The organism is Bacillus cereus group sp. BceL220, assembly GCF_051776965.1.
Classification (GTDB): Bacteria; Bacillota; Bacilli; order Bacillales; family Bacillaceae_G; genus Bacillus_A; species Bacillus_A cereus.
In genome coordinates this window covers 77201-101920 of record NZ_JBPWBC010000007.1, presented here as the reverse complement: position 1 = coordinate 101920, position 24720 = coordinate 77201, and the positions used below count along the sequence as shown (strand labels likewise).

Sequence of the window (24720 nt, the reverse complement as noted above, 5' to 3'; positions counted from 1 at the left end):
TAAAATTTGCGCTAAAAAACGAGTAGGGAATGTTTACGATTCCATACTCGTTTTTTTACGCTTTTAGTAACTATTTAATTAAGTGTAACTTTTACTTCATTTCTTGTTTGAAAATAGTATCTTCTACATAAATTTGTTCTTTATCTACAGCAGTAGCATGAGTTAATACTAAACCGATTGGTGTTTCTGTATCTTTATTTTGAACAATTGTAAAAGGAACATTTTTTTCGTTTGCTAATTTAATGTATTTTGATAAATGTGGGTAAGCAATGCTACCATTTAGGAGGAGTTGTAATGATTGAGAAGAGCGCATGCTACCTGCCACTTCAGAGTATACATTACTTTGCATTACTTGACCGATCGTTAAAGCGATTTCTACACGCTCACGTAATGTAGTTAAATACATATTACGTTCTTCTGGTTTGTTTTGCTTTTGGCCGTAAATGCCTTCTTGGAGATAATCTTCCACATTTTTATTTACCATATTTTTCACACCTTTCATTTTCTATTGTACGCAAGAATTAAAAATGATGCAAAAAAAAGTCGTTTTGACTACGGAAATAATGAAAATATGTGAAGGAAAAAGGGAATTTGCATACAATTAGTTAAATAAGAAAGAAAAAATAATTTTATCAACAGAAATTAACAAAATGTGACAAAAATCTATTAACGAATCGTATTTTTTGTGTTAATATTCAAAATATAAAGGGTATTCGTCGTATGGAAATGGAGGGAATGGAGGTTTTTCCAATCGATAAGGATATTAAAGAAATATTTTGTTCACACTTGAAAAACAATAGGCACCAATTCGTAGAGAACTGGAAAAACAAAATGATAATTTCCGAAAAAGATCCATTTAAACTAGAAGTAGTTCAAAATGGAGAGGATTTACTAGAGTTAATTATCGAACTTACTATGGAAGATAAAGATATAAATTATCTTCAACCGTTATGCGAGAAAATTGCTATTGAACGTGCTGGAGCAGATGCGAATATTGGAGATTTTGTTTATAACGCAAACGTGGGAAGAAATGAACTTTTCGAAGCGATGTGTGAATTAGATGTTAGCGCTCGTGAATTGAAACCAATTATGGCAAAAATACATACTTGTTTTGACAAATTAATTTATTATACTGTTTTAAAATACTCGGAAATTATATCGAAGAATTTAGAGGAAAAACAGCAATATATTAACGAAACACATAAAGAAAGACTGACGATTTTAGGACAAATGTCAGCTAGTTTTGTACATGAATTTCGTAATCCGCTTACTTCCATTATGGGGTTTGTCAAATTATTAAAGGCAGATCATCCGAGTTTATCGTATTTAGATATTATTTCGCATGAATTAGATCAATTAAATTTTCGTATTTCGCAATTTTTACTCGTATCGAAAAAAGAAATGTGGAATGAATCGGAACGGTTTTGGCTTAATGACTTGTTTCAAGACATTATACAATTCTTATATCCGAGTTTGGTCAATGCGAATGTTTTGATTGAAAAGAATTTACCGTATCCAATTCCGCTTGTTGGTTATCGAAGTGAAGTGAGACAAGTATTTTTAAACATATTAATGAATTCAATTGATGCTCTTGAATCAATGAAAGAAGAACGAAAAATTATCATTGATGTATTTGAAGAAGATCAAGCTATTCGAATTGTGATAAAAAATAATGGACCAATGATTCCAGCTGAAAATGTAGAAACGATTTTTGAACCATTTGTAACTACTAAAAAGTTAGGAACTGGTATTGGATTATTTGTATGTAAACAAATTGTGGAAAAACATAATGGATCCATTATGTGTCGATCAGATAACGATTGGACAGAATTTCAAATTGCATTTCAAAAATAAACAGTCTACACCAAATGAATGGTGTAGACTGTTTTAATTTGTAAGTATAACGGCTTCTAATTTAGGATCTTTAGTTGAATAACCTACTATTGAAATTGTATAAATAACATTTGGTTCAACATTGAATTTCGGTATAGTCAATAAAACGTTTTTATTATCTGCGAGTGAAATTTCAATATCTGCTGTACCAGGGCTAACTTGTAAAAAATCTGTTATTTGTTTAAAGAGTACATTTTCAAATAAATGATCTCCATCTTTTAAATCTACATTTACAACAGGGGTATCTGGAGAGAAATGTGCAAAGCGTATTTTAGCTTGACCAGCTGGTAAATGTGTATTATCAAGTATAGGTTGTAATTGTAGGTGATTATCACTATTTATTGCAGCAAGAGTATAAGTATGATTTCCCATTATTGGTACCAATGCTGAAAAGATTGGAGTTTCATTTCCGACAGGGACAATATCTATACGGTATTTACCTTGCACTAATGATAAATAAGGGCTGAATTGCTTAAATGAAATACTTTTAATAACCTTTTGTCCGTTTACTAAAATATCAACCGCTGATATATTTGGATCGGCATGAAAAATTCTTATATGTGACGGTAAAGCAGCTTCTTGTGAATCCCTTTTCTCATGCGCCTGTACAAGTTTTGAAAGTGCATCGCAATATTTCATATATAATTCTATATATTTTTTAGGATTACGAAACTGATAGTAACGTGCGAGCTGTTCGTATTGCGTAACTTCTTGTCCATATTTTTCAATTTCAGATTGAGACATGAACATTCCTCCTTTGTCATCATTAAAACTATATGCGAAGCAAGAAAGCGGTTATGCGAAAAAAATAATTTTATAAAGGGAATATTAAAAATTGACAACTAATATGTCGTCATAAAGAGCTGCTGGTGCTTACGAGTATTTGGCAGAGTAAAGCAGTACATATGACTGCACGAAAGTAAAATAAATGCCAAATTGAAACTGCATTTCAATTAACATATTGAGTACATGTCCAGCAATCGCTAGAAAACTAGAGTTTTTTTTAATTATAGGCAAATACACATACAAAGTGATAATTGTCCTACATAAATTATAAAGGAAAGGTAGTTTGAATCTGAGGAAAGGGGTGCCACTTCGGGATAGGGATATCCCGATAGTAATTGTGAATGAAGTTATGAAAAGGTTTTGTCTTATAGGCTGTAGGATGAATTTGTAAACATGATTTTTCTATTTATTTTAGCAATTGACAGTATTAACCCATAAGAGAGCGTCATGACGAACTGATTAGTGTGGTTAATCGGTTCTTTTTTTATAGTTTAAAAATGAAAAGTTTACATATTAAATATGAATCTGAATTGGTTAGTAAGGTGGGGTGTCGAAATTTGTTTTAAAATATGCAATTTAAAGTAGGATATTAGGAAGGAGTTTAACGGGAGTTCCGTCGAAGTGTACAGAATGTCGGCATTTAAGGGCAGCTGGCATTATGCTATAAAAACATTTGGTGATGTAGTCATTTCATATAAAAGGGAGGGTTATTTGGGCGTATAGAAAAGGATTGGTCTTCGCTTTGAGTTCTGAATTTTCTGTTTTATAAATATTTTTAAGCACTCATTTGTATATTTTATAATAGTTTTTTGATAAATTCACTGCTTTTGCAGAGGATTCTTTTTTATGAAAGAAACGTCAATTTTCTTCATATATATATACAAATTGGAGAAATGGGGGAGCGCTATGCGCGATTACTTAATTAAACCACTTGTTGGTCAGCCGTATCCAATGATTTCACATGGAAAAGGTGTTTATTTGTATGATCAAAATGGTAATAAATATTTTGATGGTTCGTCAGGAGCAATTACGGCAGGTATTGGGCATGGCGTAAAGGAGATTGCAGACGTTATTAAAAAGCAAGCTGAGGAGATTGCTTTTGTTTATAGATCACAGTTTACGAGTGAACCAGCTGAAAAATTAGCAAAGAAGTTAAGTGATTTAAGTATAGGAGATTTGAACTGGAGTTTCTTTGTAAATAGTGGTACGGAAGCAAATGAAACAGCTATGAAAATTGCAATTCAGCATTTTCAAGAGCGAGGTATTCAAGGGAAACATAAAATATTATCAAGATGGATGAGTTATCACGGTATTACGATGGGTGCGTTATCGATGTCTGGTCACCCACTACGTAGACAACGTTTCGTATCTATTTTGGAAGATTATCCGACTATACCAGCTCCATATTGTTTCAGATGCCCTGTTCAAAAGGTATATCCAACTTGTCAGCTGGCATGTGCGACTGAACTAGAAAGATCAATTGAAAGAATTGGTGCAGAGCATATTGCTGCTTTTATTGCTGAGCCGATTATCGGAGCAGCTGGAGGTGCGGTTGTTCCGCCGAAAGACTATTATAAAGTCATTAAAGATATTTGCGACCATTACGATATTTTATTTATTGCGGATGAAGTGATGACTGGGCTTGGTCGTACTGGAGCATGGTTTGCAATGGAGCATTGGGGTGTAGAACCGGATATCATGACACTTGGTAAAGGGTTAGGAGCGGGATATACACCGATGGCAGCGACAGTTGTAAGTGATCGTGTTATGGAACCAATATTACGTGGGTCACGTTCAGTAATGAGCGGTCATACGTTAAGTGCCAATCCATTGTCTGCAGCAACGGCTTTAGCTGTTATTGAATATATGGAGAAACATAATCTCCCTGAAAAAACAGCAGAAAAGGGAGAGTATTTAATAAAAGGCTTACAGAAAGTTCAGCAACAATCGACAATCATTGCTGATGTGCGCGGAAAAGGGTTGCTAATCGGAGTAGAATTGCAACCGTTTACAAAAGCGTCGGAGCTTATTTCAGTTGCAGCTAAAAATGGCCTACTTTTATACCAAGCAGTTTCAGGGCAAGCAGGAAAAGAAGATAGTGCACTGCTTGTAGCACCGCCAATGACAACTACATATTCCGAGTTAGATGAATTACTTTCAATTTTCTCTAAAAGTGTGGAAGAGATGATGCAAAAAGGAGGGCATAGTATCGCATGACAACTATTACAAATACATTCGGTAAATTAAAAGAAATTGAGGAAGTAATTTCTTTGTTCCATGATGATATGACATTAATGTTTGGGGGATTTGGAGGGATTGGATCCCCTCCATCTTTAATACAGGCAATTTTAGAAAAAGGCGTTACAAATTTAAATTTGATTGGAAATGACACTGGATTCCCTGATGTAGGTATCGGTCGTCTTGTTACAAATGAAAGAGTTAAATCACTAATTACTTCTCATATTGGCTCCAACCCAAATGCAGGAAGGCAACTAAACGAGGGAAGATTACAAATTGAGTTTTCTCCGCAGGGAACATTAGCAGAGCGCATTCGCGCTGGTGGCGTTGGTCTTGGTGGTGTTTTAGTTGATGTTGGTGTTGATACGATTGTGGAAGAGGGAAAACGAACAGTTGAAATGAATGGTAAGACCTACTTAGTTGAAACAGCATTAACTGCTGAAGTTTCAATTGTATATGCGAAAAAGGCAGATCCGTTTGGGAACCTTGTATTTGACAAAAGTGCACGAAATATGAATCCTCACGTAGCGATGGCTGGGGATATAACAATTGTAGAAGCAGAAGAAATAGTCCCGCTTGGAAGTTTAGATCCAGAGGAAATTGTCGTTCCAGGTGTTTTCGTAAATTATATTGTACCGTCGGAAGGAGTGAACTGGAAATGGGTATGGGCGTAGAAGTGAGGGATAAGATTGCTAGGCGAGCGGCGAAAGAAATACAAAATGGCATGATTGTAAATTTAGGTATTGGCATACCATCGCTTGTACCAAATCATTTGCCTAACGATATAAATGTTATGTTTCATGCGGAAAATGGAATCGTCGGTATGGGACCAACGCCAAGTAAAGGGAATGAAGACGAAAATTTGTGTAACGCGGCAGGTTTACCAACTTCTCTTATAACAGGAGCGAGTTATTTCGATAGTTGTACAGCGTTTGGTATGATTCGAAAAGGTTTGCTAGACATAACGATTCTTGGTTCATTACAAGTAAGTGAAAACGGTGATTTAGCAAACTGGATTGTACCTGGAAAACGTGTTCCAGGTATTGGTGGAGCAATGGATTTAGCACAAAAAGCGAAGCGGGTCGTTGTTGTGATGAATCATGTTGATAAGTACGGAAGTGCAAAAATTATTTCAGAGTGTACATTGCCATTAACTTCAAAGAAATGTGTAGATTTAATTATTACTGATATGGCGGTCATGGAGGTAACTCCGAGTGGACTTATATTACAAGAATTAATGAGCCCATACACAGTAGAAGATATAAAACGACATACAGAAGCTGATTTTCAAATTAGTTCTAACTTACTAGTAATTGAATGAAGGGAGATGTAATATATGGAGCAATTAAAAAAGCAAGTTTGTGATTATATTGAGAGCCATGAAGAGGAAAGTGTGAAATTTTTAAAACGATTAATTCAAGAAAAGAGCGTATCTGGTGATGAAAGCGGTGCGCAGGCGATTGTGATTGAAAAATTACGTGAATTAGGTTTAGACCTCGATATATGGGAGCCTTCTTTTTCTAAAATGAAAGATCATCCTTATTTTGTATCACCCCGTACAAGTTTTTCAGATAGCCCAAATATTGTAGCAACTTTAAAAGGAAGTGGCGACGGGAAATCTATGATATTAAATGGGCATATTGATGTAGTTCCAGAAGGGGATGTGAATCAGTGGGAACATCATCCTTATAGCGGTGAGAAAATAGGAAATCGTATATATGGCCGTGGAACGACGGATATGAAAGGTGGAAATGTCGCACTCATGCTTGCAATGGAAGCGATTATTGAATCTAGCATTGAATTAAAAGGAGACATCTATTTTCAAAGTGTAATAGAAGAGGAAAGTGGCGGAGCAGGGACATTAGCAACTATATTACGAGGATATAAGGCAGATGGTGTCATTATTCCAGAGCCTACTAATATGAAGTTTTTCCCGAAACAACAAGGTTCCATGTGGTTTCGTTTACGTGTAAAAGGGAAAGCTGCACACGGTGGAACACGTTATGAAGGGGTTAGTGCAATTGAAAAAAGTATGTTTGTTATAGAACATGTAAGAAAGCTAGAGGAGAAAAGAAATAGTCGAATTACAGATCCGTTATTTAAAGGGATTCCGATTCCAATTCCAATTAACATTGGGAAAATTGAAGGAGGGAGTTGGCCAAGTTCTGTTCCAGATGAATTAATTTTAGAAGGAAGATGCGGTGTTGCGCCGAATGAGACTATAGAGGCGGCAAAAGAAGAGTTTGAGAATTGGATTGTTGAATTAAATGATGTGGACAATTGGTTTGTTGAAAATCCAGTAGAAGTAGAGTGGTTTGGAGCGAGATGGGTTCCTGGTGAATTAGAAGAGAATCATGAACTCATTACAACACTTCATCACAACTTTGTTGAAATCGAAGGGAACGAACCAATTATTGAAGCATCTCCGTGGGGGACTGATGGAGGTTTATTTACACAAATTGCAAACGTACCAACAATAGTATTTGGTCCAGGAGAGACGAAAGTAGCACACTATCCAAACGAATATATAGAAGTTGATAAAATGATAGCTGCCGCAAAAATTATTGCATGTACATTACTAGATTGGTGTGAGGTGAGAAAATGAAATACTATGAATCTTTTAGAGAACAGACGAATTGTTATACAGTAGAAGGCGTTTTAGATTATTTTAATAAGCGTATTCGGGTAGATCACTATACAGGAAATGTTGAAAGTATTATACAGACAATTGACGAACTAGCAGAGGAACATTCTTTCACTAAATGTATTATTAAAGGAAAGGGAGAGCATGTTTCAACATGGCTCTCTTTCGGTTTTTTGTTGGAAGCAACGATACCTCATTATTTTCAAGGACACGATGCATACTTTTTTGTGAAATATAATAATGATGAAAGACGAAATAGTATGCATTGGACTGAGGAAGATACTATATTAAGCGGTGTAAAAGGAAAAGAAATAAAAGAAAAAGTAGTTCCAGAGAAATTTTTGCTGAGAAAAGCGACTGAAGAAGATGCAGAAGAATTAGCAACTGTATTCGGAAAAGTATTTGAAGTGTATCCGACACCTTTAAATGAAGCGAGTTATGTATTACAGACGATGAAAGAAGACGATACAATTTACTACGTATATGAATATGAGGGGAAAATTATTAGTACAGCATCTGCAGAAATGAATATAAAAGAAGGGAATGCAGAATTAACGAATTGTGCTACTTTACCTGAATATCGTAAACATGGATTTATGAAAAGTTTACTAATTAAATTAGAGGAAGAGCTTCGAGAAAGATCTATTTTCTGCTCCTATACAATTGCTCGATCGCTTTCTTTCGGAATGAATGCTGCATTTCATCAATTAGGTTATACGTATACAGGAAGACTGGCGAATAATTGCTACATTTTCGATAAGTTGGAAGATATGAATATTTGGGTGAAAGATCTATCTAGCTATTCGAAAGCAGTAAAACTTCCGCCTCAAAATTCGGCTGTAAAGCAAAACAGTTAGGTGGAGCTGGGTGTTCGAAAAGCTGTACTAATTAGAGTTTCGAGTTATCTAATGAAAAAATAAAATTGGTCAAAATTATAGAACGGAATCGTCATGCTTACAATCGCACATAGGTGTGCCTAAAATTCGGCATGTAATTGCTGGATTTTCGGCAAGAGGGGGGATGACATTGCTAGCAGTTTCGACACAAGAAGTCATTGAAGCGATTTTGGGCAGTATTGATGAGGCTATACACGCTGTAGATGAGAATGGAATTACAATATTTTACAATTCTGTAGCTGCAAAACACGATGGATCGAAGATTGAAAAAGTGTTAGGGAAACATCTGTTAGAAGCGTTCCCGTCTTTATCAAGGGAAACGAGTACATTGATGAAAGTACTAGATACAAAAAAACCTATCGTACATCAAGCACAGCATTATCAAAATTTAAATGGTGAAGATGTTTGTACAGTAAATACGACGTTACCTATTTTTATAGATGGGAATATTGCTGGGGCTGTTGAAATTGCAAAGGATTACTCTACAATTCAAAAACTTACTGACACAATTGTTGACTTACAGTCGAAAATAAAGCGATCATCTAGAAAAAAAGTGATTAAAAAGCATGCTGCATTTGAGACGATAGTGACAAATGATACGCGGTTTAAACAGACGAAAGAGTTAGCACAAAAAGTAGCACCAACAGACGCAAATGTTTTAATATATGGTGAAACAGGAACAGGAAAAGAACTGTTCGTACAAGCAATTCATGAAGCTTCTAAAAGAAAAAACAAGCCATTTATTGCACAAAACTGTGCAGCTTTACCAGAGTCGCTATTAGAAAGTTTATTGTTTGGAACGACAAAAGGAAGCTATACAGGAGCGATTGAAAGAGCTGGGCTATTTGAACTTGTTGATGGTGGTACATTATTTTTAGATGAACTGAATTCAATGCCTCTTGATTTGCAGGCAAAAATGTTACGAGTGTTAGAAGATGGAGTCATTAGAAGAATTGGTGATAATAAGACGAGAAAAGTAGATGTTCGTGTTATTACCGCAATGAACCAGCCTCCAGAAATATGTTTACGAGAGAATAAAATTCGCACTGATTTATATTATCGCTTAAACGTATTTTCATTATATATCCCACCGCTTCGTGAAAGAACTGAGGATGTACTATTATTAGCATCTTATTTTTTGAAAGAATATAATAAAAGTTATAAAAAAGGTGTACTTCAAATTGATGAGGAAGCGAAAGATAGACTGCAAGCTTATCAGTGGCCTGGAAATGTCCGAGAGTTAAAACATACGATTGAACATGCTGTTATTATTGCAGAAGGGAATACATTAACAGCCAATTGTTTACCACGTACATTTCGGAAAGAGAATTTTTCGAAGAAGAAGGGTATAATGCCACTTAGAGAAGCACTTCATCAAACAGAAAAAGAATTAATAGATCAAGCGTTGATTGAAACGGAAGGGAATATATTACAAGCCGCAAAAATGTTAGGTATCCCTCGTCAAACGCTTCAATATAAACTGAGCAAGTACGACAAAACCGCCGAATAATCGGCGGTTTTTGTGTGTTTGCACGAATAAAAGAGCGTTTACATATATAAAAAGTAATGAATATGATGTTAAGTATTGATTTCATACAACGCTTAAAAATATTTTTTCGCTTATGTAATAGGATTCTCCGCACATTTACTTATCAACAATGTAAAGTTGGCATAACTATTGCTTATATAAAGGATGAGCGTATAAAAAGGGGGAATAGCAATGTTACATGATGTATACAAACCAAATCGTCACTGGAAGGATATCGAATTATGGAAAGATGTTACTGAAGAGCAATGGAATGATTGGGTTTGGCAATTAACGAATACGATCAAAACGTTAGATGACTTAAGAAAAGTAATTAACTTAACACCTGAAGAAGAAGAGGGCGTTAAAATTTCAACGAAAACGATCCCGTTAAACATTACACCGTACTATGCTTGGCTAATGAATCCTGATGATTCACGCTGTCCGATTCGGATGCAATCAGTACCGATTTCGGAAGAGTTATATAAAACAAAATATGATTTAGAAGATCCGCTTCACGAAGATGAAGATTCACCAGTTCCAGGGCTAACACATCGTTATCCGGACCGTGTACTATTCTTAGTAACAAATCAATGTTCTATGTATTGTCGTTACTGTACACGCCGTCGTTTTAGTGGACAAATTGGAATGGGTGTACCGAAGAAACAATTAGATGATGCGATTGCTTATATTAGTGAAACACCACAAGTACGAGATGTATTAATCTCCGGTGGTGATGGACTTCTAATTAACGATAAAATTTTAGAATATGTATTAAAAAATTTACGAGAGATTCCGCATGTTGAGATTATTCGTATCGGAACGAGAGCACCAGTAGTATTCCCACAACGTATTACAGAAAATTTATGTAACATTATTAAAAAATACCATCCAGTATGGTTAAATACACATTTCAATACATCTATTGAAATTACTGAAGAATCGAAAAAGGCATGTGAAATGTTAGCGAATGCTGGTGTTCCAGTCGGAAACCAAGCAGTAATTTTAGCTGGTATTAACGACAGCGTTCCAATTATGAAAAAACTTATGCATGACTTAGTAAAAATCCGTGTACGTCCATATTACATTTATCAATGTGATTTATCTGAAGGTATCGGTCACTTCCGTGCACCAGTATCTAAAGGTCTTGAAATTATTGAAGGTTTACGTGGACACACATCTGGTTATGCTGTTCCGACATTCGTTGTTGATGCGCCAGGTGGAGGCGGTAAAATTGCACTTCAACCAAACTATTTAATCTCACAAAGTGCAGATAAAGTTGTACTTCGTAACTTTGAAGGTGTTATTACGACGTATCCAGAGCCAGAGAGCTATATTCCAGGAAGAGCGGAAGGATACTTTAAAGAGATTTATCCGAACTACGAAGAAAAACGTTCAGATGTTGGTATCGCAGGTCTTATGAGCGATAAGAAATTTAACCTCGTTCCAGACGACTTACAGCGTATGAACCGTCGTAAAGACTATGAAGATAATGATACTCATGCATCTTTAAAAGATAAACGTGATAAACGTGATCAATTAAAAGATAAAAAATATCAAGCACAAATGGCTAAATTAGAAGAAAACGACAAAAAAACTGAGGGTGATGCAGTATGAATTGTATGTGGTGTGACAGTACAGAAGCGAAAGAAAGCTTGAATACTGTATATTGGGAATTACCAGATGGTACGAAAGCCATTGAAATCCAAAAGACACCATGTATTTCTTGTTCCTCGTGCGGGATGGACTATCAATCAGACCATACAGTAAAAGAAATTGAAGATCAATTATTTTTAATTTACACGAAAGATTTACCAAAACAACTAACGTATGAAGAATTAATGGGAAGACCGCGTCTATTAAAAAGAAATTATTTCGACTTTTAACCAGCTTTTATGCTGGTTTTTTTCTTTTTTGCCTTGTATAATGTACCCAAGTTAGAAAGGTAGGGAATATTTTTGAAAAAGACATTTTACCATTATATGATGAAGCATCGTGCAGCTTTATTTAGAAATGAAATTTCAGATTTAGCAGAGGCGATGTATGATGATTTAAGTTTTCCGAAGCAATCTGAAGACTATGATGAAATTAGTTCATACTTAGAGTTGAGCGGAATGCTAGAAAGTATGTCTATATTTGATGAAGCCTGGGATTTATACATACAAGATAGATAAAAACTATTTGAAAACATACAGAATACATTACTTTGTTTAAAGTGAAGTATTCTGTATGTTTTTTATTATGAAATTTGTTGATTTAAAGCTAGTCTAGTTACTAGCTTTCTTTTGAGTGTAACGTAAATTTTATAAGATTATAATTTTTATTGAAAAAATTTATGAATATAAGCTTCTGTGATAAGCGTTTTTATGTAGGTTGCATATACTGATATCAAAATCACGACGTCAAAAAAAGGAGAGATAGAGATGGCAAGAAAAAAACAACCTAAATACAACGTAGGGGACATAGTCGTGATTACGCTATATGGAACCGTTGGGAAAATCACAAATATGAAGGTTTTAGATGGAGTTTATGTATACGAAGTCAATAATCACGATGGATTTTACGTAGAGCAAACATTGCAGCACGTTACAGAGCAAGATATGAAAAAGGGCGATACGGAGTGGATTGAATTAAATTATAATTTCACGTTTGGTGATCTTGTGCAAGTAACTGGATATGATAAAGATGTTTTCCGTATTGTTGGTTTTCGTACAGAAGTATGGAGATATAAGAATGACGCATGGGAAGATACAATTTATGAATTGTCACGGATTACGGATGGTGAATGGTTAGAAGCGGATGAGTCAGATTTAACGTTACTTGCGAATGCTCAAACGGCAAATGCAATTTTGAAGAAACTGAAACAAGATAAAGCAGGTATGAATAAATTAGATTTAGGTAAGTTAAAGTCAATTAACAACTCGAAAAAAGTGAGTGTTAAGACGAATCGTCAAGAAATCATTGATGGGTTACTTGATATTTATAACGATTATCAATTATTGTTCGATACATTTAAAGATGAAGAATATAAAATTGTAATGGATGTTGTTCATAATTATTTAGTTAAATTGACAGAGAAAAAATAGTTAACTAGAAAGAGAGAATAAATTGAACAACAACATATGCAGTATAAGGTATGCCTACAACTATTAAAAAAATAAAAAGCCACTTTATAAGAGAGTCTGCCCATTGATCTTCATGCATGAACTCTTCTTTTGTTTGTCCTACTTCATATTGATTTTCCATTATTGTTTCCCCCTTTGAATAGCTTGTACTACAATCGTATGCATCTCGTCCAAAGCTTATGACCTATAAAAAAATAAAATCTATTTTTCTAATCTCATATACATAATTTTGAGATTTTTTCATAAAACAGAAATAAAGGAGTGATGCTCATGAAGGAAATTGAAGTCGTGATTGATACGGAAGAGATTGCGGAGTTTTTTTATGAGCAACTAATTGAAAGAGGGTACGTCCCAAAACGAGAAGAAATTGAAGATCTCGCAGATATTACATTTGAGTATTTATTAGAGAAATGTATGATTGATGAAGTTTTTGATGAAGAGGATGAATGAAAGTAACGACGGGCATAACTCGTCGTTTTTTACTCTTTACAAACCTGTCACAAATATAGTCAATAATTATTGGTATAATGAAAAGGAAATTTTACTCAAGAGGTGAAGGAATGTTCAAAAAAATTATTGATTCTTTATTAGGAAAGAAAAAATATCGTTCGTATTCAAGTAGTGATTATCGTCGTAGAGGGCGCTCGTATTCAAGTAGCGATTATAAACGACGTTCATCTGGTTATGGACATCAACATTATAAAAGAAAACGTAAAAGCCGTAGCTTCTTTTCAAGTAGCTGATGAAATGGCGTCGTGTACTAGCTTTATTTGATAGACCACTGCGAAAAAATACAATTGTTGCAGAACGTTATAAAATTGAATCAGTAATTGGAATGGGCAGTTATGGGGTTACATATGTCGTTAATGATTTACAAATAAATAGATATAAAGTCTTAAAACAATTAAGACAAAGTAAACAAAGATATGAGTCTGGTAGAAAATCATTTGAACAAGAGAAAATGATTTTACAAACATTGAATCATCATGCAATTCCTAGTCTATATGATCATTTCATATGGGAGAAAAAGAGCTTCTTTGTAATGGAGTACATGCCTGGTAAAAATTTTGAAGATTATATTTTCATAGATGGGTATGTATATACAGAACGTGAAGTTTTTGAGATTTTATATAAAATATTAGAAATTGTATCGGTGTTTCATAGTGAAGGCATTATTCATCGAGATTTACGCATTCCAAACATACTAATGAAAGAAAATCAAATTAGTATTATTGATTTTGGATTGGCTAAATGGAAAGGTGAGGATGATGAGCGAGCTACAACTTACGAAGGTGAACAAGCTTTGATGCGAGAAGTTCACTTTCGTAGTGACTTTTATGCGCTCGGTCATTTCTCATTATTTTTATTATATGCAGGATATGAATCTAATGAAAAAAAGGAAAAACCATGGTACGAAGAATTAACTTTGGAAAATTATAATCGCGAAATGCTTATGCGAATGTTACAAATAAAAACGCCGTACTATGAGAATGTACAAGATTTAAAACAAGATGTAGCTTCTGCTTTAGAGAGGATGGAGACTCCATGTTTCAAAAGTTTTTAGCAAGCGTTGGTATTGGAAGTGCAAAGGTAGATACTGTTCTTGAAAAAGATGAGTATATTGTTGGGGAAGAAATAGTTGGAAAGGTTCATATAACTGGAGGTTCAGTTAGCCAACAAATTGAAAGCATTTACTTAACATTATCGACGTCGTATGTACGAGAAGTAGATGATAAAAAAGTAACAGCAACATATGATTTAGAGCGAGTACGCTTAACAGAACCTTTTTCTGTAGAACCGAATGAAAAAGTTGAAATTCCATTTTCTTTTCCAATGCCAATTGAAGCACCACTTACACTTGGTATGAAAACGGTTTGGATTCATACAGGTCTTGATATTAAACGTAGTATAGACCCAAGTGACCGCGACTACGTTCAAGTGTTACCCAATGCATTATTAAGTAGTGTTTTAAATAGTGTAAATGAATTAGGGTTTAAAGCACGTCATATAGAATGTGAAGAATTACCGCATCGATTACGTAAGCAAGTTCCATTCGCACAAGAATTTGAGTTTATTCCGGTTTCTGGAGAGCATTATGGGAAATTAGATGAATTAGAATTATTAATCTTGCCACGTGCATACGACCGACTAGAAATTATTATGGAAGTAGATAGAAAATCCCGTGGTTTAGCTGGATTATTCGCTGAGGCGCTTGATCTTGATGAGAAGGTGATTCGTTTTACCGTAACAAGAGAAGATATCCCTGAAATGAAGCAAAAAATTAATAATTATATTTTTTAATAAACTATGCATAAAAAAGAAATGGAGAGGAAAACTAAAACAACCGCTCCATTTTTTTGCATAGTGAGGTTATGTATGTGAAACGATATCGACATTTATACTTGCTAAGTTTTACGTTACTCATTTGTTTTGTCGTATTATCACTTTCGTATCATACCGCTTGTATTGAGAATTTTGACAATATAGTCGCACATTTTATTCAAAGCTTTCGAAACGATTATTTGACGACCTATTTTACTTGGGTGTCTTTTATCGGTTCCAAAAGAATATATTTTCCATTACTCATTATTCTTGTAATGTATTTTCTCGTTAGAAAAAAGTTGCTTAGTGCGTTACTTCTAACAATTAATTACTACGGATCTCGTTATTTAAACAGTATGCTTAAACTATGGTACGAACGAGCAAGACCTGATGTCACGCAGCTTGTTACTGCAACTGGATATAGTTTTCCGAGCGGTCATACGATGAATGCTACTGCTTTTTTAGGATTTATTGCATACGTCACAATTACTGAAGATCGTATTTCATTGCATAAAAAATTATTAATTATTCTTATAGCAAGCTTTGTTGTATTATCTATTTCAGTTAGCCGAATATATCTTGGCGTGCACTATCCATCTGATGTATTAGCAGGATGGGCAGCTGGCGGTAGCTGGCTCGTTTTATGTGTTATATTTCATAAAACGTTCATAAAAAAAGAACCTATGTCATAATAGGTTCTTTTTTCATTGGCTCAACATGAATGTGTGCATGGTAAATTCCGAACTTTTTGCGAAGCATAGCCTCGATATTGTCAGTAATACAGTGACTTTCTCCAACATCCATACGAGCATCTACCTCAATTGTAATATCAACGTACGTTTGATTCCCGTACATACGTGCTCGAATATCTACAATGTTTTCCACACCGCCAATATGTTCAATAGCATCAGTGTATTCCTCCATTTTATCAGGATCAATTCCATCTGTTAGCATATGAGAAGATTCTACGAAAATCTCCCATGCAGTTTTACAAATAATAAGACCAACAATTAAAGCGGCAATAGGGTCTAAAATAGGCATTTGGAACTGAGAACCGACAATACCTACTACAGTACCAATACTTACGAGTGCATCTGATAAATTATCCTTTGCAGCGGCTTCTAATGATTTACTTTTTGTTCGTGCTGCAATTTTTTTCGTATACAAATACACGCAGTACATAACGACAGCAGAAAATAGAGCAACCCATGCAGCGAGTACATTAGGTGCTGCTTGTTTCGGATTTAAGAAAGATTGAATGGCACTAATAACAACTTCTAATCCGACTGTTGCCATAATGAAGGACGCAACAAGTGATGCGATTTGTTCGGCCCGCGAATGCCCATACGGATGATCTGGGTCACGAGGTTTACGAGATATTTTTAGACCAATTAATATTGCTAAAGAAGCACCGATATCCGTTAAGTTATTTAAACCGTCAGCACGTAATGCACTAGAGAGGGTAATATAACTGATGATGATTTTCATAGAGGATAAAAATATGTAGGCCATAATGCTGACAATAGCACCTTTATCAGCTTCTTTATGAGAAAGAGTATCCATTGTAATCACTCACCTTTCTTTAAAGGAATTCTTTCTATAAATAGAGTATCAAACGAAAGTCGTGTGGGTCTATACAAACATTGTTGACGTTTTATAGCTTTTTAAGAAGGGGATAACAAAGTTTCGTGAAGGAAAAATATGTTGAAAAGTACAAAGTCAGGGTGTAAACCGAATTGGAGTTTATTTACTAAAGAGATAGGAGGGTAGATGGATGAAGAAACGAATACTTTTCTTACTATGTATTATTCTTATAATGACAAGGTGTAATTCATTAAACGATGAAAAACGTCAAAAGATAAGTATGAAAATAGATGAAAGCCCTCTGAAAAATATTTTCCAGAGGGCTTTTATTTTAGTATGCTTCTAAAAACTCAGTAACTTGCTCTTCTGTTTTTGCATTAGCACTATGTAAGTGGCCTAGCTTCTCACCGTTTTGGTATACAAGTAAACTTGGAATACCCATTACTTGATACTCTTCAGCGATACTTGGAAACTCATCTTTATTGATAGAATACCATTCAAATTTATTGAACTCTTCCATTACATCTCCGATAAAGTTGTCCATACGTACGCAATCTGGGCACCATGTAGTAAAGAACTTAACAACTACAGGCTCCTCGCTTGCGATGATGTCTTTGAATTCCTTGTCAGATTTGATTTCTCTCATGTTTTTGACTCCTCTCAATGTTACACGGATAAGCTAGTATTTTTATGCAAAATCCGTAATTGCAAACATTTTGCAAACATTAGTGTTTTTGAAATAGATTGTTTGCAAAATCTTTGACTGCTTTTTCTTTTAGGCCTGGTACGACATGTGAGTAGGTGTCCAATGTGATGTCTACTCTTTTATGTCCTAGTCGTTTACTAACAATCTTCGGATGAATTCCTTGATTTAACATTAATGTTGCATGGGTATGCCTTAAATCATGGAAACGAATATCAGGAACCTCACTTTTCTTTATAAGCTTTTTTCAGAGCTGTGTCAAACTTCTGAAATTGCAGGGGTTATCGTTATAAGTTGAGCATACCAAATCGTAATCATTATAGTCCTTACAATATCTCTCTTTTTCTGTGAGATTTCTATTCGTTTTGTTTGATGTGACAGTAGAAAAGTATAACTGTCACTCTTATTGGAAAATTACTTAATACGATGATAGGAGAAATGTAGTTCCGAGCTACAAGAAGGGGAGTATACAATATAAATAAAAAAGGACTAGCAGTCGTATATGCTGTCCTTTAATAGAAGAAAAAAGTATTCTTTTTTAGAACTACGCATAAAAAGAAAATCTGTTTGTAATTAGTTTTATCCTAAATATACGTATCTATACAAAAAGGGATAAGTAAAAGATACTTATCCTCAGAAGAGAAATCCCAAGCACTAAAATGGCTCGTATTGGTCTGCAGGTTCAACAGTAATATATGTAAAATGAAAAATATCATACAAAAGCAGACAACGATTTTGGTTGTCCGCCAGTGAGTCGAATGAATTAGCAAATATTGAACGATTACATTCTCATTACGAGAAGAGTGAAGTTGCTAGGCGAGCTGAAAAAAGCTGTATAAGGTTAGAAATTATATAAATGTAAAGGAATTTAATTAATAAAAAATTATTAGGGATTTGCCTTAATCATTTATAACAGTCAAGAATATTTATAAAATATGATTGTAGAAACAGGTCCGATTTTTGTAATGATGGAGGGAATTAATGTGGACATAACTCAAAGTATGGCCAGAATAGTGGTTAATGGGAAAGATCTTCTATTTAATTCAGTTAGAACTTCAGTATGGAATCAAGGACCTGTAAATGATTTAATTGTTTCCACAAATCAGAGAGCCGAGGAACTTTATCAATTTATGTGGTCACAAGTGCCAGTTATGCTCGCAATGTATTTCCTTCAGGGAGCAGACTTGATGAGGCTTTCTAGAATTGTTGGAATCAATCAAAGTGTAACGGGAGAATATATATATCATTTCTTTTGGGGATAAATTGAATTCAAAGCAGCTTAATAGCTGCTTTTTTATTTTGTAGAGACATGATTGGGAGGCGAAAAAATATGTATGGATAGGAAAATTAGTTTAGATTGTAATATAGATAATTTATAATCACTTCTGAGTTTAAAGTGTTTTTCAAGGAAATGGGGATGTTCTTATGGGACATATATCAATTGTTGGTTATTAATGAGGGGTTTAATGAAGTTTAAAAAATGTAATGGAAATGTATTTATTTTTTTGAATCATAAAATGAGCAATTTATGTGAAGAGAATTATGACTAGTGAGTGGTTTAATACATTTAAAGATAGGACATTAAAAAAGTGTGGTTAGTAATATGTATTATACAAAACAATGAAGAGGAGCAAACAATATATATTGGTGTTATTTTTATAAGACAATATAATAAAAGAGGAACAAGGTAAGGGACAGTGTGACTTTTTAACAGATAGCTGTGTAATTGAATAGGATAAAAGTAATTATTTAATGTTAGGATAGGTTATAAATGGAGAACCAATTAAAAGAAATATTTGGTGCATTGATAGCAGCTATAGGTACAATAACTTCCGCTATTGGAAGTACACCGTTCTATTTTATAAGTAGTAATGTACGGGAGGATCTGAATATATATGGAAACACATTACAAGCAGTTGGTAACGCTTTAGAAGCTGATGGTCAAGGAGAAATATCTCTTGAAAAAATTGGGAACGAAATTCAATCAACTGGTAATGTAACTGTAATATCAGGATTGGTTATTGATTTTAAAGATGAAACTAAAATTAAATTAGTGATTGCTGGAAATTGGATACAGGCTTTAGGAGGACTTACAGCATTAGCAGATGAATTTGAAGATGCTTCAGATAAAGATGAAACTTTTAATATTGTAGGAAATTTATTGCAAGCTATAGGGAATTCCTTGCAGGCAATTGGAGGAGTTTACGAGTTAAAAAGTATTAGAGGAGAGCGGCATGATAGTAAAGAAGACCTAGTAAGTGATACAGTGGGAAATTTAGACAATCAAGTAAATAGTGACCCGGATAAAAAGAAAGAAGGTCAGTCAATAGATATCATAGGAAGTTGGATCCAAGCTGTAGGTTCTGTATTTTCATTAATTGGACAAATACGTGAAGAAAGTGAGGAGTTAGAAGGGGATGATAAATAGACTAGTTTTAAAAGAACCTCATATAGTGCGCATATTTAATGGTAAGAAACTTTTTTATTGAATTCTAAGTTTAAAATTATATGATGCAGTAGGTAAAATGGGTTTAAGGAGTATTATTAGTTTAATAAAAAAGAGCTGTTAGTAAAAACTAAAAGATTTCATAAAAACTGGTAATAGAAACTGCTTTTTAGAAAAATAACTTATACTTATTAATAATGGAATAGTAAATTTAAATTGAGAGAATGAAAGAGAGCTCCTATGGAAAGAGGCTCTTTAATTAATAAATTATTGTAATGGAACCAACGCTAAAATCAAATTAATTCCGCTATTTGCGGGCAGTAAGATCCCTACCTCAAAATTAAGCGCAAGCAAAGAAGTTAGGTGGGGATCAGGTTGCCCGTAAAAGCCCGATTGATGAGGGCTGATTAAAGTTTCACTTTATTAATACACTTTAGTGTTATCACTATATTTTTGAAAAGACATATGAATAACCTTGCTTTTTGAAAAATGATTTCTATATAAAAACCATATGCTATTTTGTAAGAAAAGCAAATAGCTTATAATCTATTAAATGCTCATTAAGAGTGCTTTTTGTATATGTTTGCAACCTCAGATGTGACTGCTTTTTTATTGAAAATAATGACCGTTTAAATAGAAGGTTAATAGTGCGGAAGACATTAGAAGAATTAGAAAAATGTTATTAAATGAAGGAGTAGAATATGTAGCTGTTCAGATTAGAATGGATAGATTTTCTAGTGATGAAGTAATTGTTAACGACAAATATAACATATATTCTAAACTAGCATATTACAAGAAAACGTACAATGAAGATTTAGAACATAGATGGGATCCAGGAGTTCGTATTGTAGGTTTTGCATGTGGTTATTCGTTCTCAGGAATTATACGTGAATTAGGATTATTAGTTTAGTGGTGATGAAACTTATGGCGAATATTTCAATAGATACCATTATCCAACTGGTGTCTTTTTTAATGTTAAGGAATAAATAAAAAAGAGAGCTTAAGCCCTCTTTTTTATAACTATCTAAATATTATGCACAAATTGGAATTCCTAATGCTATTAAAGTCAATGCTACTTGAAGAGAAAGCTCTAATCTAGCAATTTCGATTCCAGCAACTGAAACCACTAAAAGAGGTTGTCCATTAACGAACAAAACACAACTTTCCATGCTTAGACCTCCTTTCTAGTAATCTAATATAGTATATGAACTAAACTTTAAAATGTAATAGTTAAATGTATGGATTAAATATAATTAATAAATTAATCTATTATATTTAATAAATTAAAATTGAACTAACAGCTGCTTTTTTGTCACTTTATAAGAAAGATCAGAATATATTAGAAGTATAAAAAGTATAGGAGTGATAGATATGTTCTTTGCAAAGTTGCGTGGTAGAAACGAAGTTCCACCAGTAGAAACAGATGCTCGAGGAGAGGGTTTCTTTAAATTAAGTTGGGACGAGCTTAGCCTAAACTTCAAGTTAGATTTATTCAATATAGAAGATGTAGTAGCTGCCCATCTGCATCTTGGATTAAAAGGCACGAACGGTCCTGTTGTAGCCTTTTTATTTGGACCGATAACAAATCCAGTTTCAATAGAGTGTGCAACTCTTACGGGAATGATTACTCAAGAAGATTTGGTTGGACCGCTAGCGGGTCAAACATTAGGCACTCTTGTAAATGAGATTATATCTGGAAACATATATATTAATGTTCATACAGTACAACATCCTAAAGGTGAAATTCGTGGACAACTAAATTATTGCTAATGAATAATGGTAGTAGGAACATTTAGCGAGAAACAAAAAGCATCCGTTGAGGGTGCTTTTATTTGGAGAATGATATTTATATTAAAAATGTTTAAACTTAATAAAAGCTAGTGAATTAGCTTTCAGCACTCACTGAAATATAGAATCATAACATACTTTGTAATAAATTATACGGAAGTGAGTTGAAAATCATGTTTTATTCATATTTTAATTCTGAAACTGGTATGCGACCAGCGTATGGTACATCTATAACGTATAGTGGAGCACAAAGTACAGTCCAAGCTATTCAACAAGCATTGCAAATGCAACAACAATTGCAAATGCAGCAGCAAGGTGTACAACCGTATTATTCATCCGTAGAGTATTTTTACCCAGTACATCATGTTACACCGTACGGAAGTTCTTTTCTTACTATTCCATATGGAACTGTATACAACTTATAACTAGTAAGGAATTAAGTGGTGTATATAAATAAGGGTGCAGGTTAATAGCGCCCTTATGAATAATAAAAATAGCTAGTCCAAACCTTATAAATCAATCTTACATAATATGTAGTAATAAGTTTGAAAGGGGAATTAGTATGTCTTGTTATTACTACTGTAAGTATTGTAAGGAGTATAAAAAGAAGCATCATGATTGTTGTAAGAACACTAGTAAGTGCCATGATAACAAGGACAATCTTGTTAGAGCATCCGCATTTAGAGCTAGAAATACAGTAAATCAAAATGTTCCTGCTAATACTTTTGTGAAAGTGTTATTTCAAAATGAACAATTTGATTTAGCGAATGAGTATAATCCAGCAACATCTATTTTTATGCCGAAGACTAAAGGAGTATATTCTATTATTGGAACGATTGGTTTCTTTCCAAACGATCCAACTTTAAATTATAGAGCGCGTGTAGAAATTCGTGTGAATGGAAACGCAGCGATAGCTATAGATAATGACTTTTTTGGTCCAATAAGTTTTGGAAATGTAGTAAGTGTTTCGACGATTGTTCAATTGAATGCAGGGGATGAAGTTGAGATTTATGCACAAAGTAGTATAGATGGAGTTTTAAGTCCTTTAGAAGATGGTGCACATTTTGAAGCAGCTAGATTTCCTTCTCCAATTAAATAAAGTCATTAAACAATGAGTTTACAGAAGCTTAAAGGTAAACCCTCACCGAAATGGTGAGGGTTTTTTACTCTATTAAAAATAGTAACAGGTCGTCCAAGCTATTCTAATCTATATAGCATACTATGTAAAAATAAGTGTAAAGGGGGACTAACTATGTCTTATTATTACTGTAAGTATTGTAAAGATTACAAAAAGGAAAGTCATGATTGTTATAGGAAAAGTAGTAAATGTGATAGGAAGTATGTAAAGGTGAAGTGTTGTGATGATAAGAAAGAGGAGCTTGTAAGGGCATCGGCATTTAGAGCTGTGAATACAGTTAATCAACCTGTTCTAGCAAATACTCCTGTTAAAGTATTATTTCAAAATGAACAATTTGATCTAGCGAATGAATATAATCCAGTAACGTCGATTTTTACTCCGAAAACTAGAGGGGTATATAGTGTATTAGGAAATATAACATTTTCTCCAAATGATTTTAATGTAAATTACAGAGCTAGAGTAGAAATTCGTGTAAATGGCAATCCAGCAATAGCGATAGATAATGATTTCTTTGGAACAGGAGTATTTTTTAATAATGATGTTTCCGTAATTACTATTCTTCAATTAGAAGCAGGAGATTTAGTTGAAATTTTTGCAGAAAGTAGTATTGCTGGCGTAATTGTACAAAATGTTAATGGTGTAAATACGGTTCACTTTGAAGCGGCAAGATTTCCTTCTCCAATTAAATAAAACAGATCATTAAATGTTTTGTAGTAGGTTTAGTTAATCCCCTTACCAAATGGTGGGGGATTATTATTGTTTTTCTAAAATATATAAGTAAATAGGTAAAGTGCAGTTTAATTTGTAAGGGTTTCAATCTTCTTCAGATAATAAACAGAATAATAAGTAACATGCTTGTACAAACTCATTGTTAGTAAGTTTACTAGTTTTCTTATAGAACAAGAAAGATGGAATATATAAAAGATCGTATCATTACGTTTTTTCTTTACTATATAGAAATTACATATTGAACATAGATTTGTGTAGCGAATGCTAATACACTGAAAAGAATAACATAAAGACGATTACACTATATAAAAACAAAATCAATCCTAAGATGAGTAGTATCGGATGCAGCTTGAACATATTTGACCTCCTTGAGTATATAAAGAATTTTAATATATTGTAGGTCAATTTAGAAGGAGGACGGTTACATAAAAAAAGAGCATACATAAAAAGTACGCTCCAAAGAAAGATAGGTTTTATGAGTGGATAATCTCCATACGATAATATATGTTCTTTTAATAAAAACGTGTAAAAAATCAATGAATTATCAATGGAATATCATAAAATGAGTAATTTTAGTTTAGGAATGCATTTATTTTCTTTCTCAGTTATTTTAGGTAACAAATTTGTGAAAATCGTACATTATGCGGACTAACAACGGGATAGCGATCGTACTTCAGTTACATATTTCTTAAAGTCTGGATATTGCGTGATAGTTTGACATTTAGGGGTGCATAGTTGATTAATTATAGACACATTTGTAATTACTTCGTTACAAGGACCGAAAAATGTAACTTTTAGTTTTGAATTTGGTGGGATTTTGAATACGATAGGTTTTTTTTCCATGAAATCAGCTCCTAATATTGAGTATTATAAGTTAAAGGATATAGAGTCGTATTAGTATAA

Annotated in this window: 29 protein-coding genes and 2 pseudogenes; 23 read left to right on the top strand and 8 right to left on the bottom strand. The window is 33.7% G+C overall.

The features are described 5' to 3' along the window. Positions 1–91: 91 nt before the first annotated feature. Entirely contained in the window at positions 92–484 is a 393-nt protein-coding gene (locus tag ACS2FK_RS19120; RefSeq protein WP_000247562.1) for a YueI family protein, read from the bottom strand. A 236-nt stretch (positions 485–720) separates the two neighbouring features. Here ACS2FK_RS19120 and ACS2FK_RS19115 point away from each other — a divergent pair, with 236 nt between their 5' ends. Then, positions 721–1854 (top strand): BA2291 family sporulation histidine kinase, encoded by a 1134-nt coding sequence (locus tag ACS2FK_RS19115; protein ID WP_000425086.1) that lies wholly within the window; start codon positions 721–723, stop codon positions 1852–1854. A 33-nt stretch (positions 1855–1887) separates the two neighbouring features. Here the strand turns inward: ACS2FK_RS19115 and ACS2FK_RS19110 are convergent, their stop codons facing one another. Next, complete coding sequence (locus tag ACS2FK_RS19110) at positions 1888–2637, bottom strand: DUF4397 domain-containing protein (protein ID WP_000083276.1); 750 nt, start codon at positions 2635–2637, stop codon at positions 1888–1890. A gap of 948 nt (positions 2638–3585) precedes the next feature. Between ACS2FK_RS19110 and ACS2FK_RS19105 the strand changes: the two genes are divergently transcribed. The 10 genes from ACS2FK_RS19105 (at position 3586) to ACS2FK_RS19060 (ending at position 13068) form a co-directional block, all read left to right on the top strand. Continuing rightward, positions 3586–4896, top strand: coding sequence for an aspartate aminotransferase family protein (locus ACS2FK_RS19105; protein WP_023521850.1), 1311 nt, complete (start codon positions 3586–3588; stop codon positions 4894–4896). Then, entirely contained in the window at positions 4893–5591 is a 699-nt protein-coding gene (atoD, locus tag ACS2FK_RS19100; RefSeq protein ID WP_000208107.1) for an acetate CoA-transferase subunit alpha, read from the top strand. Before ACS2FK_RS19105 ends, atoD begins: the two co-directional genes overlap by 4 nt. Further along, on the top strand, positions 5576–6238 hold the full coding sequence (locus ACS2FK_RS19095) for a CoA transferase subunit B (RefSeq protein ID WP_000525294.1): 663 nt from the start codon (positions 5576–5578) through the stop codon (positions 6236–6238). The genes atoD and ACS2FK_RS19095 overlap by 16 nt, the downstream gene beginning before the upstream one ends. A 15-nt stretch (positions 6239–6253) precedes the next feature. Beyond that, positions 6254–7522 (top strand): peptidase, encoded by a 1269-nt coding sequence (locus ACS2FK_RS19090; RefSeq protein ID WP_000436692.1) that lies wholly within the window; start codon positions 6254–6256, stop codon positions 7520–7522. After that, positions 7519–8418 (top strand): putative beta-lysine N-acetyltransferase, encoded by a 900-nt coding sequence (gene ablB / locus ACS2FK_RS19085; RefSeq protein WP_000878589.1) that lies wholly within the window; start codon positions 7519–7521, stop codon positions 8416–8418. The genes ACS2FK_RS19090 and ablB overlap by 4 nt, the downstream gene beginning before the upstream one ends. A 163-nt stretch (positions 8419–8581) precedes the next feature. Further along, positions 8582–9967: an arginine utilization transcriptional regulator RocR gene (gene rocR, locus ACS2FK_RS19080; protein WP_023521852.1), complete on the top strand. Its 1386-nt coding sequence runs from the start codon at positions 8582–8584 to the stop codon at positions 9965–9967. A 210-nt stretch (positions 9968–10177) separates the two neighbouring features. After that, on the top strand, positions 10178–11599 hold the full coding sequence (gene ablA / locus ACS2FK_RS19075; protein ID WP_063547162.1) for a lysine 2,3-aminomutase: 1422 nt from the start codon (positions 10178–10180) through the stop codon (positions 11597–11599). Continuing rightward, positions 11596–11868, top strand: coding sequence for a YokU family protein (locus tag ACS2FK_RS19070; protein ID WP_000995766.1), 273 nt, complete (start codon positions 11596–11598; stop codon positions 11866–11868). The genes ablA and ACS2FK_RS19070 overlap by 4 nt, the downstream gene beginning before the upstream one ends. A 72-nt stretch (positions 11869–11940) precedes the next feature. Next, on the top strand, positions 11941–12156 hold the full coding sequence (locus ACS2FK_RS19065; protein ID WP_000750717.1) for a YozE family protein: 216 nt from the start codon (positions 11941–11943) through the stop codon (positions 12154–12156). Between the two features lie 249 nt (positions 12157–12405). Beyond that, positions 12406–13068 (top strand): hypothetical protein, encoded by a 663-nt coding sequence (locus tag ACS2FK_RS19060; RefSeq protein ID WP_000101498.1) that lies wholly within the window; start codon positions 12406–12408, stop codon positions 13066–13068. Between the two features lie 4 nt (positions 13069–13072). Here ACS2FK_RS19060 and ACS2FK_RS19055 read toward each other — a convergent pair whose 3' ends face one another. After that, complete coding sequence (locus ACS2FK_RS19055; RefSeq protein WP_000431486.1) at positions 13073–13228, bottom strand: DUF3930 family protein; 156 nt, start codon at positions 13226–13228, stop codon at positions 13073–13075. Between the two features lie 149 nt (positions 13229–13377). Here ACS2FK_RS19055 and ACS2FK_RS19050 point away from each other — a divergent pair, with 149 nt between their 5' ends. From ACS2FK_RS19050 to ACS2FK_RS19030, 5 genes are all read left to right on the top strand, one after another. Then, positions 13378–13557, top strand: a complete 180-nt coding sequence (locus ACS2FK_RS19050; RefSeq protein WP_000658451.1) for a YozD family protein — start codon at positions 13378–13380, stop codon at positions 13555–13557. 110 nt (positions 13558–13667) lie between these two features. After that, on the top strand, positions 13668–13850 hold the full coding sequence (locus ACS2FK_RS19045) for a hypothetical protein (RefSeq protein WP_000473371.1): 183 nt from the start codon (positions 13668–13670) through the stop codon (positions 13848–13850). Beyond that, positions 13850–14671: a serine/threonine protein kinase gene (locus ACS2FK_RS19040; protein WP_000872060.1), complete on the top strand. Its 822-nt coding sequence runs from the start codon at positions 13850–13852 to the stop codon at positions 14669–14671. The genes ACS2FK_RS19045 and ACS2FK_RS19040 overlap by 1 nt, the downstream gene beginning before the upstream one ends. Beyond that, positions 14653–15408, top strand: coding sequence for a sporulation protein (locus ACS2FK_RS19035; protein WP_000486630.1), 756 nt, complete (start codon positions 14653–14655; stop codon positions 15406–15408). Before ACS2FK_RS19040 ends, ACS2FK_RS19035 begins: the two co-directional genes overlap by 19 nt. Positions 15409–15485: 77 nt before the next feature. Further along, on the top strand, positions 15486–16121 hold the full coding sequence (locus ACS2FK_RS19030) for a phosphatase PAP2 family protein (RefSeq protein WP_000833369.1): 636 nt from the start codon (positions 15486–15488) through the stop codon (positions 16119–16121). Here ACS2FK_RS19030 and ACS2FK_RS19025 read toward each other — a convergent pair. The 3 genes and pseudogenes from ACS2FK_RS19025 to ACS2FK_RS19015 all read right to left on the bottom strand — a co-directional run. After that, on the bottom strand, positions 16111–16992 hold the full coding sequence (locus ACS2FK_RS19025; RefSeq protein ID WP_063547163.1) for a cation diffusion facilitator family transporter: 882 nt from the start codon (positions 16990–16992) through the stop codon (positions 16111–16113). The genes ACS2FK_RS19030 and ACS2FK_RS19025 overlap by 11 nt on opposite strands. Positions 16993–17344: 352 nt before the next feature. Beyond that, positions 17345–17659, bottom strand: a complete 315-nt coding sequence (locus ACS2FK_RS19020) for a thioredoxin family protein (protein WP_001206934.1) — start codon at positions 17657–17659, stop codon at positions 17345–17347. Positions 17660–17738: 79 nt separating this feature from the next. Next, positions 17739–18062 (bottom strand): annotated as a pseudogene (locus ACS2FK_RS19015) (tyrosine-type recombinase/integrase); the annotation flags it as partial. A gap of 619 nt (positions 18063–18681) precedes the next feature. Here ACS2FK_RS19015 and ACS2FK_RS19010 point away from each other — a divergent pair. From ACS2FK_RS19010 to ACS2FK_RS19000, 3 genes and pseudogenes are all read left to right on the top strand, one after another. Further along, positions 18682–18978: a hypothetical protein gene (locus tag ACS2FK_RS19010; RefSeq protein WP_063549296.1), complete on the top strand. Its 297-nt coding sequence runs from the start codon at positions 18682–18684 to the stop codon at positions 18976–18978. 509 nt (positions 18979–19487) lie between these two features. After that, positions 19488–20144: a DUF6944 family repetitive protein gene (locus ACS2FK_RS19005; protein WP_063547164.1), complete on the top strand. Its 657-nt coding sequence runs from the start codon at positions 19488–19490 to the stop codon at positions 20142–20144. 665 nt (positions 20145–20809) lie between these two features. Next, positions 20810–21072, top strand: a pseudogene (locus ACS2FK_RS19000) (hypothetical protein). Between the two features lie 121 nt (positions 21073–21193). On the opposite strand, the gene ACS2FK_RS18995 reads toward ACS2FK_RS19000, so the two are convergent. After that, positions 21194–21331: a DUF3956 family protein gene (locus ACS2FK_RS18995; protein WP_000443219.1), complete on the bottom strand. Its 138-nt coding sequence runs from the start codon at positions 21329–21331 to the stop codon at positions 21194–21196. Between the two features lie 202 nt (positions 21332–21533). Here ACS2FK_RS18995 and ACS2FK_RS18990 point away from each other — a divergent pair, with 202 nt between their 5' ends. The 4 genes from ACS2FK_RS18990 (at position 21534) to ACS2FK_RS18975 (ending at position 23778) form a co-directional block, all read left to right on the top strand. Beyond that, positions 21534–21932 carry a CHRD domain-containing protein gene (locus ACS2FK_RS18990; RefSeq protein WP_063547166.1) on the top strand — a complete coding sequence of 133 codons (399 nt, stop codon included), beginning with the start codon at positions 21534–21536 and terminating at the stop codon, positions 21930–21932. Positions 21933–22123: 191 nt separating this feature from the next. Next, positions 22124–22375 carry a DUF3947 family protein gene (locus ACS2FK_RS18985; RefSeq protein ID WP_000500095.1) on the top strand — a complete coding sequence of 84 codons (252 nt, stop codon included), beginning with the start codon at positions 22124–22126 and terminating at the stop codon, positions 22373–22375. 137 nt (positions 22376–22512) lie between these two features. After that, entirely contained in the window at positions 22513–23049 is a 537-nt protein-coding gene (locus tag ACS2FK_RS18980) for a C1q-like domain-containing protein (protein WP_001278088.1), read from the top strand. 153 nt (positions 23050–23202) lie between these two features. Continuing rightward, the gene (locus ACS2FK_RS18975) at positions 23203–23778 is read left to right on the top strand and encodes a hypothetical protein (protein ID WP_063547167.1); all 576 of its coding nucleotides are present in this window, start codon (positions 23203–23205) and stop codon (positions 23776–23778) included. A 687-nt stretch (positions 23779–24465) separates the two neighbouring features. Here ACS2FK_RS18975 and ACS2FK_RS18970 read toward each other — a convergent pair. Beyond that, the gene (locus tag ACS2FK_RS18970) at positions 24466–24660 is read right to left on the bottom strand and encodes a hypothetical protein (RefSeq protein ID WP_000412557.1); all 195 of its coding nucleotides are present in this window, start codon (positions 24658–24660) and stop codon (positions 24466–24468) included. Positions 24661–24720: the final 60 nt, after the last annotated feature.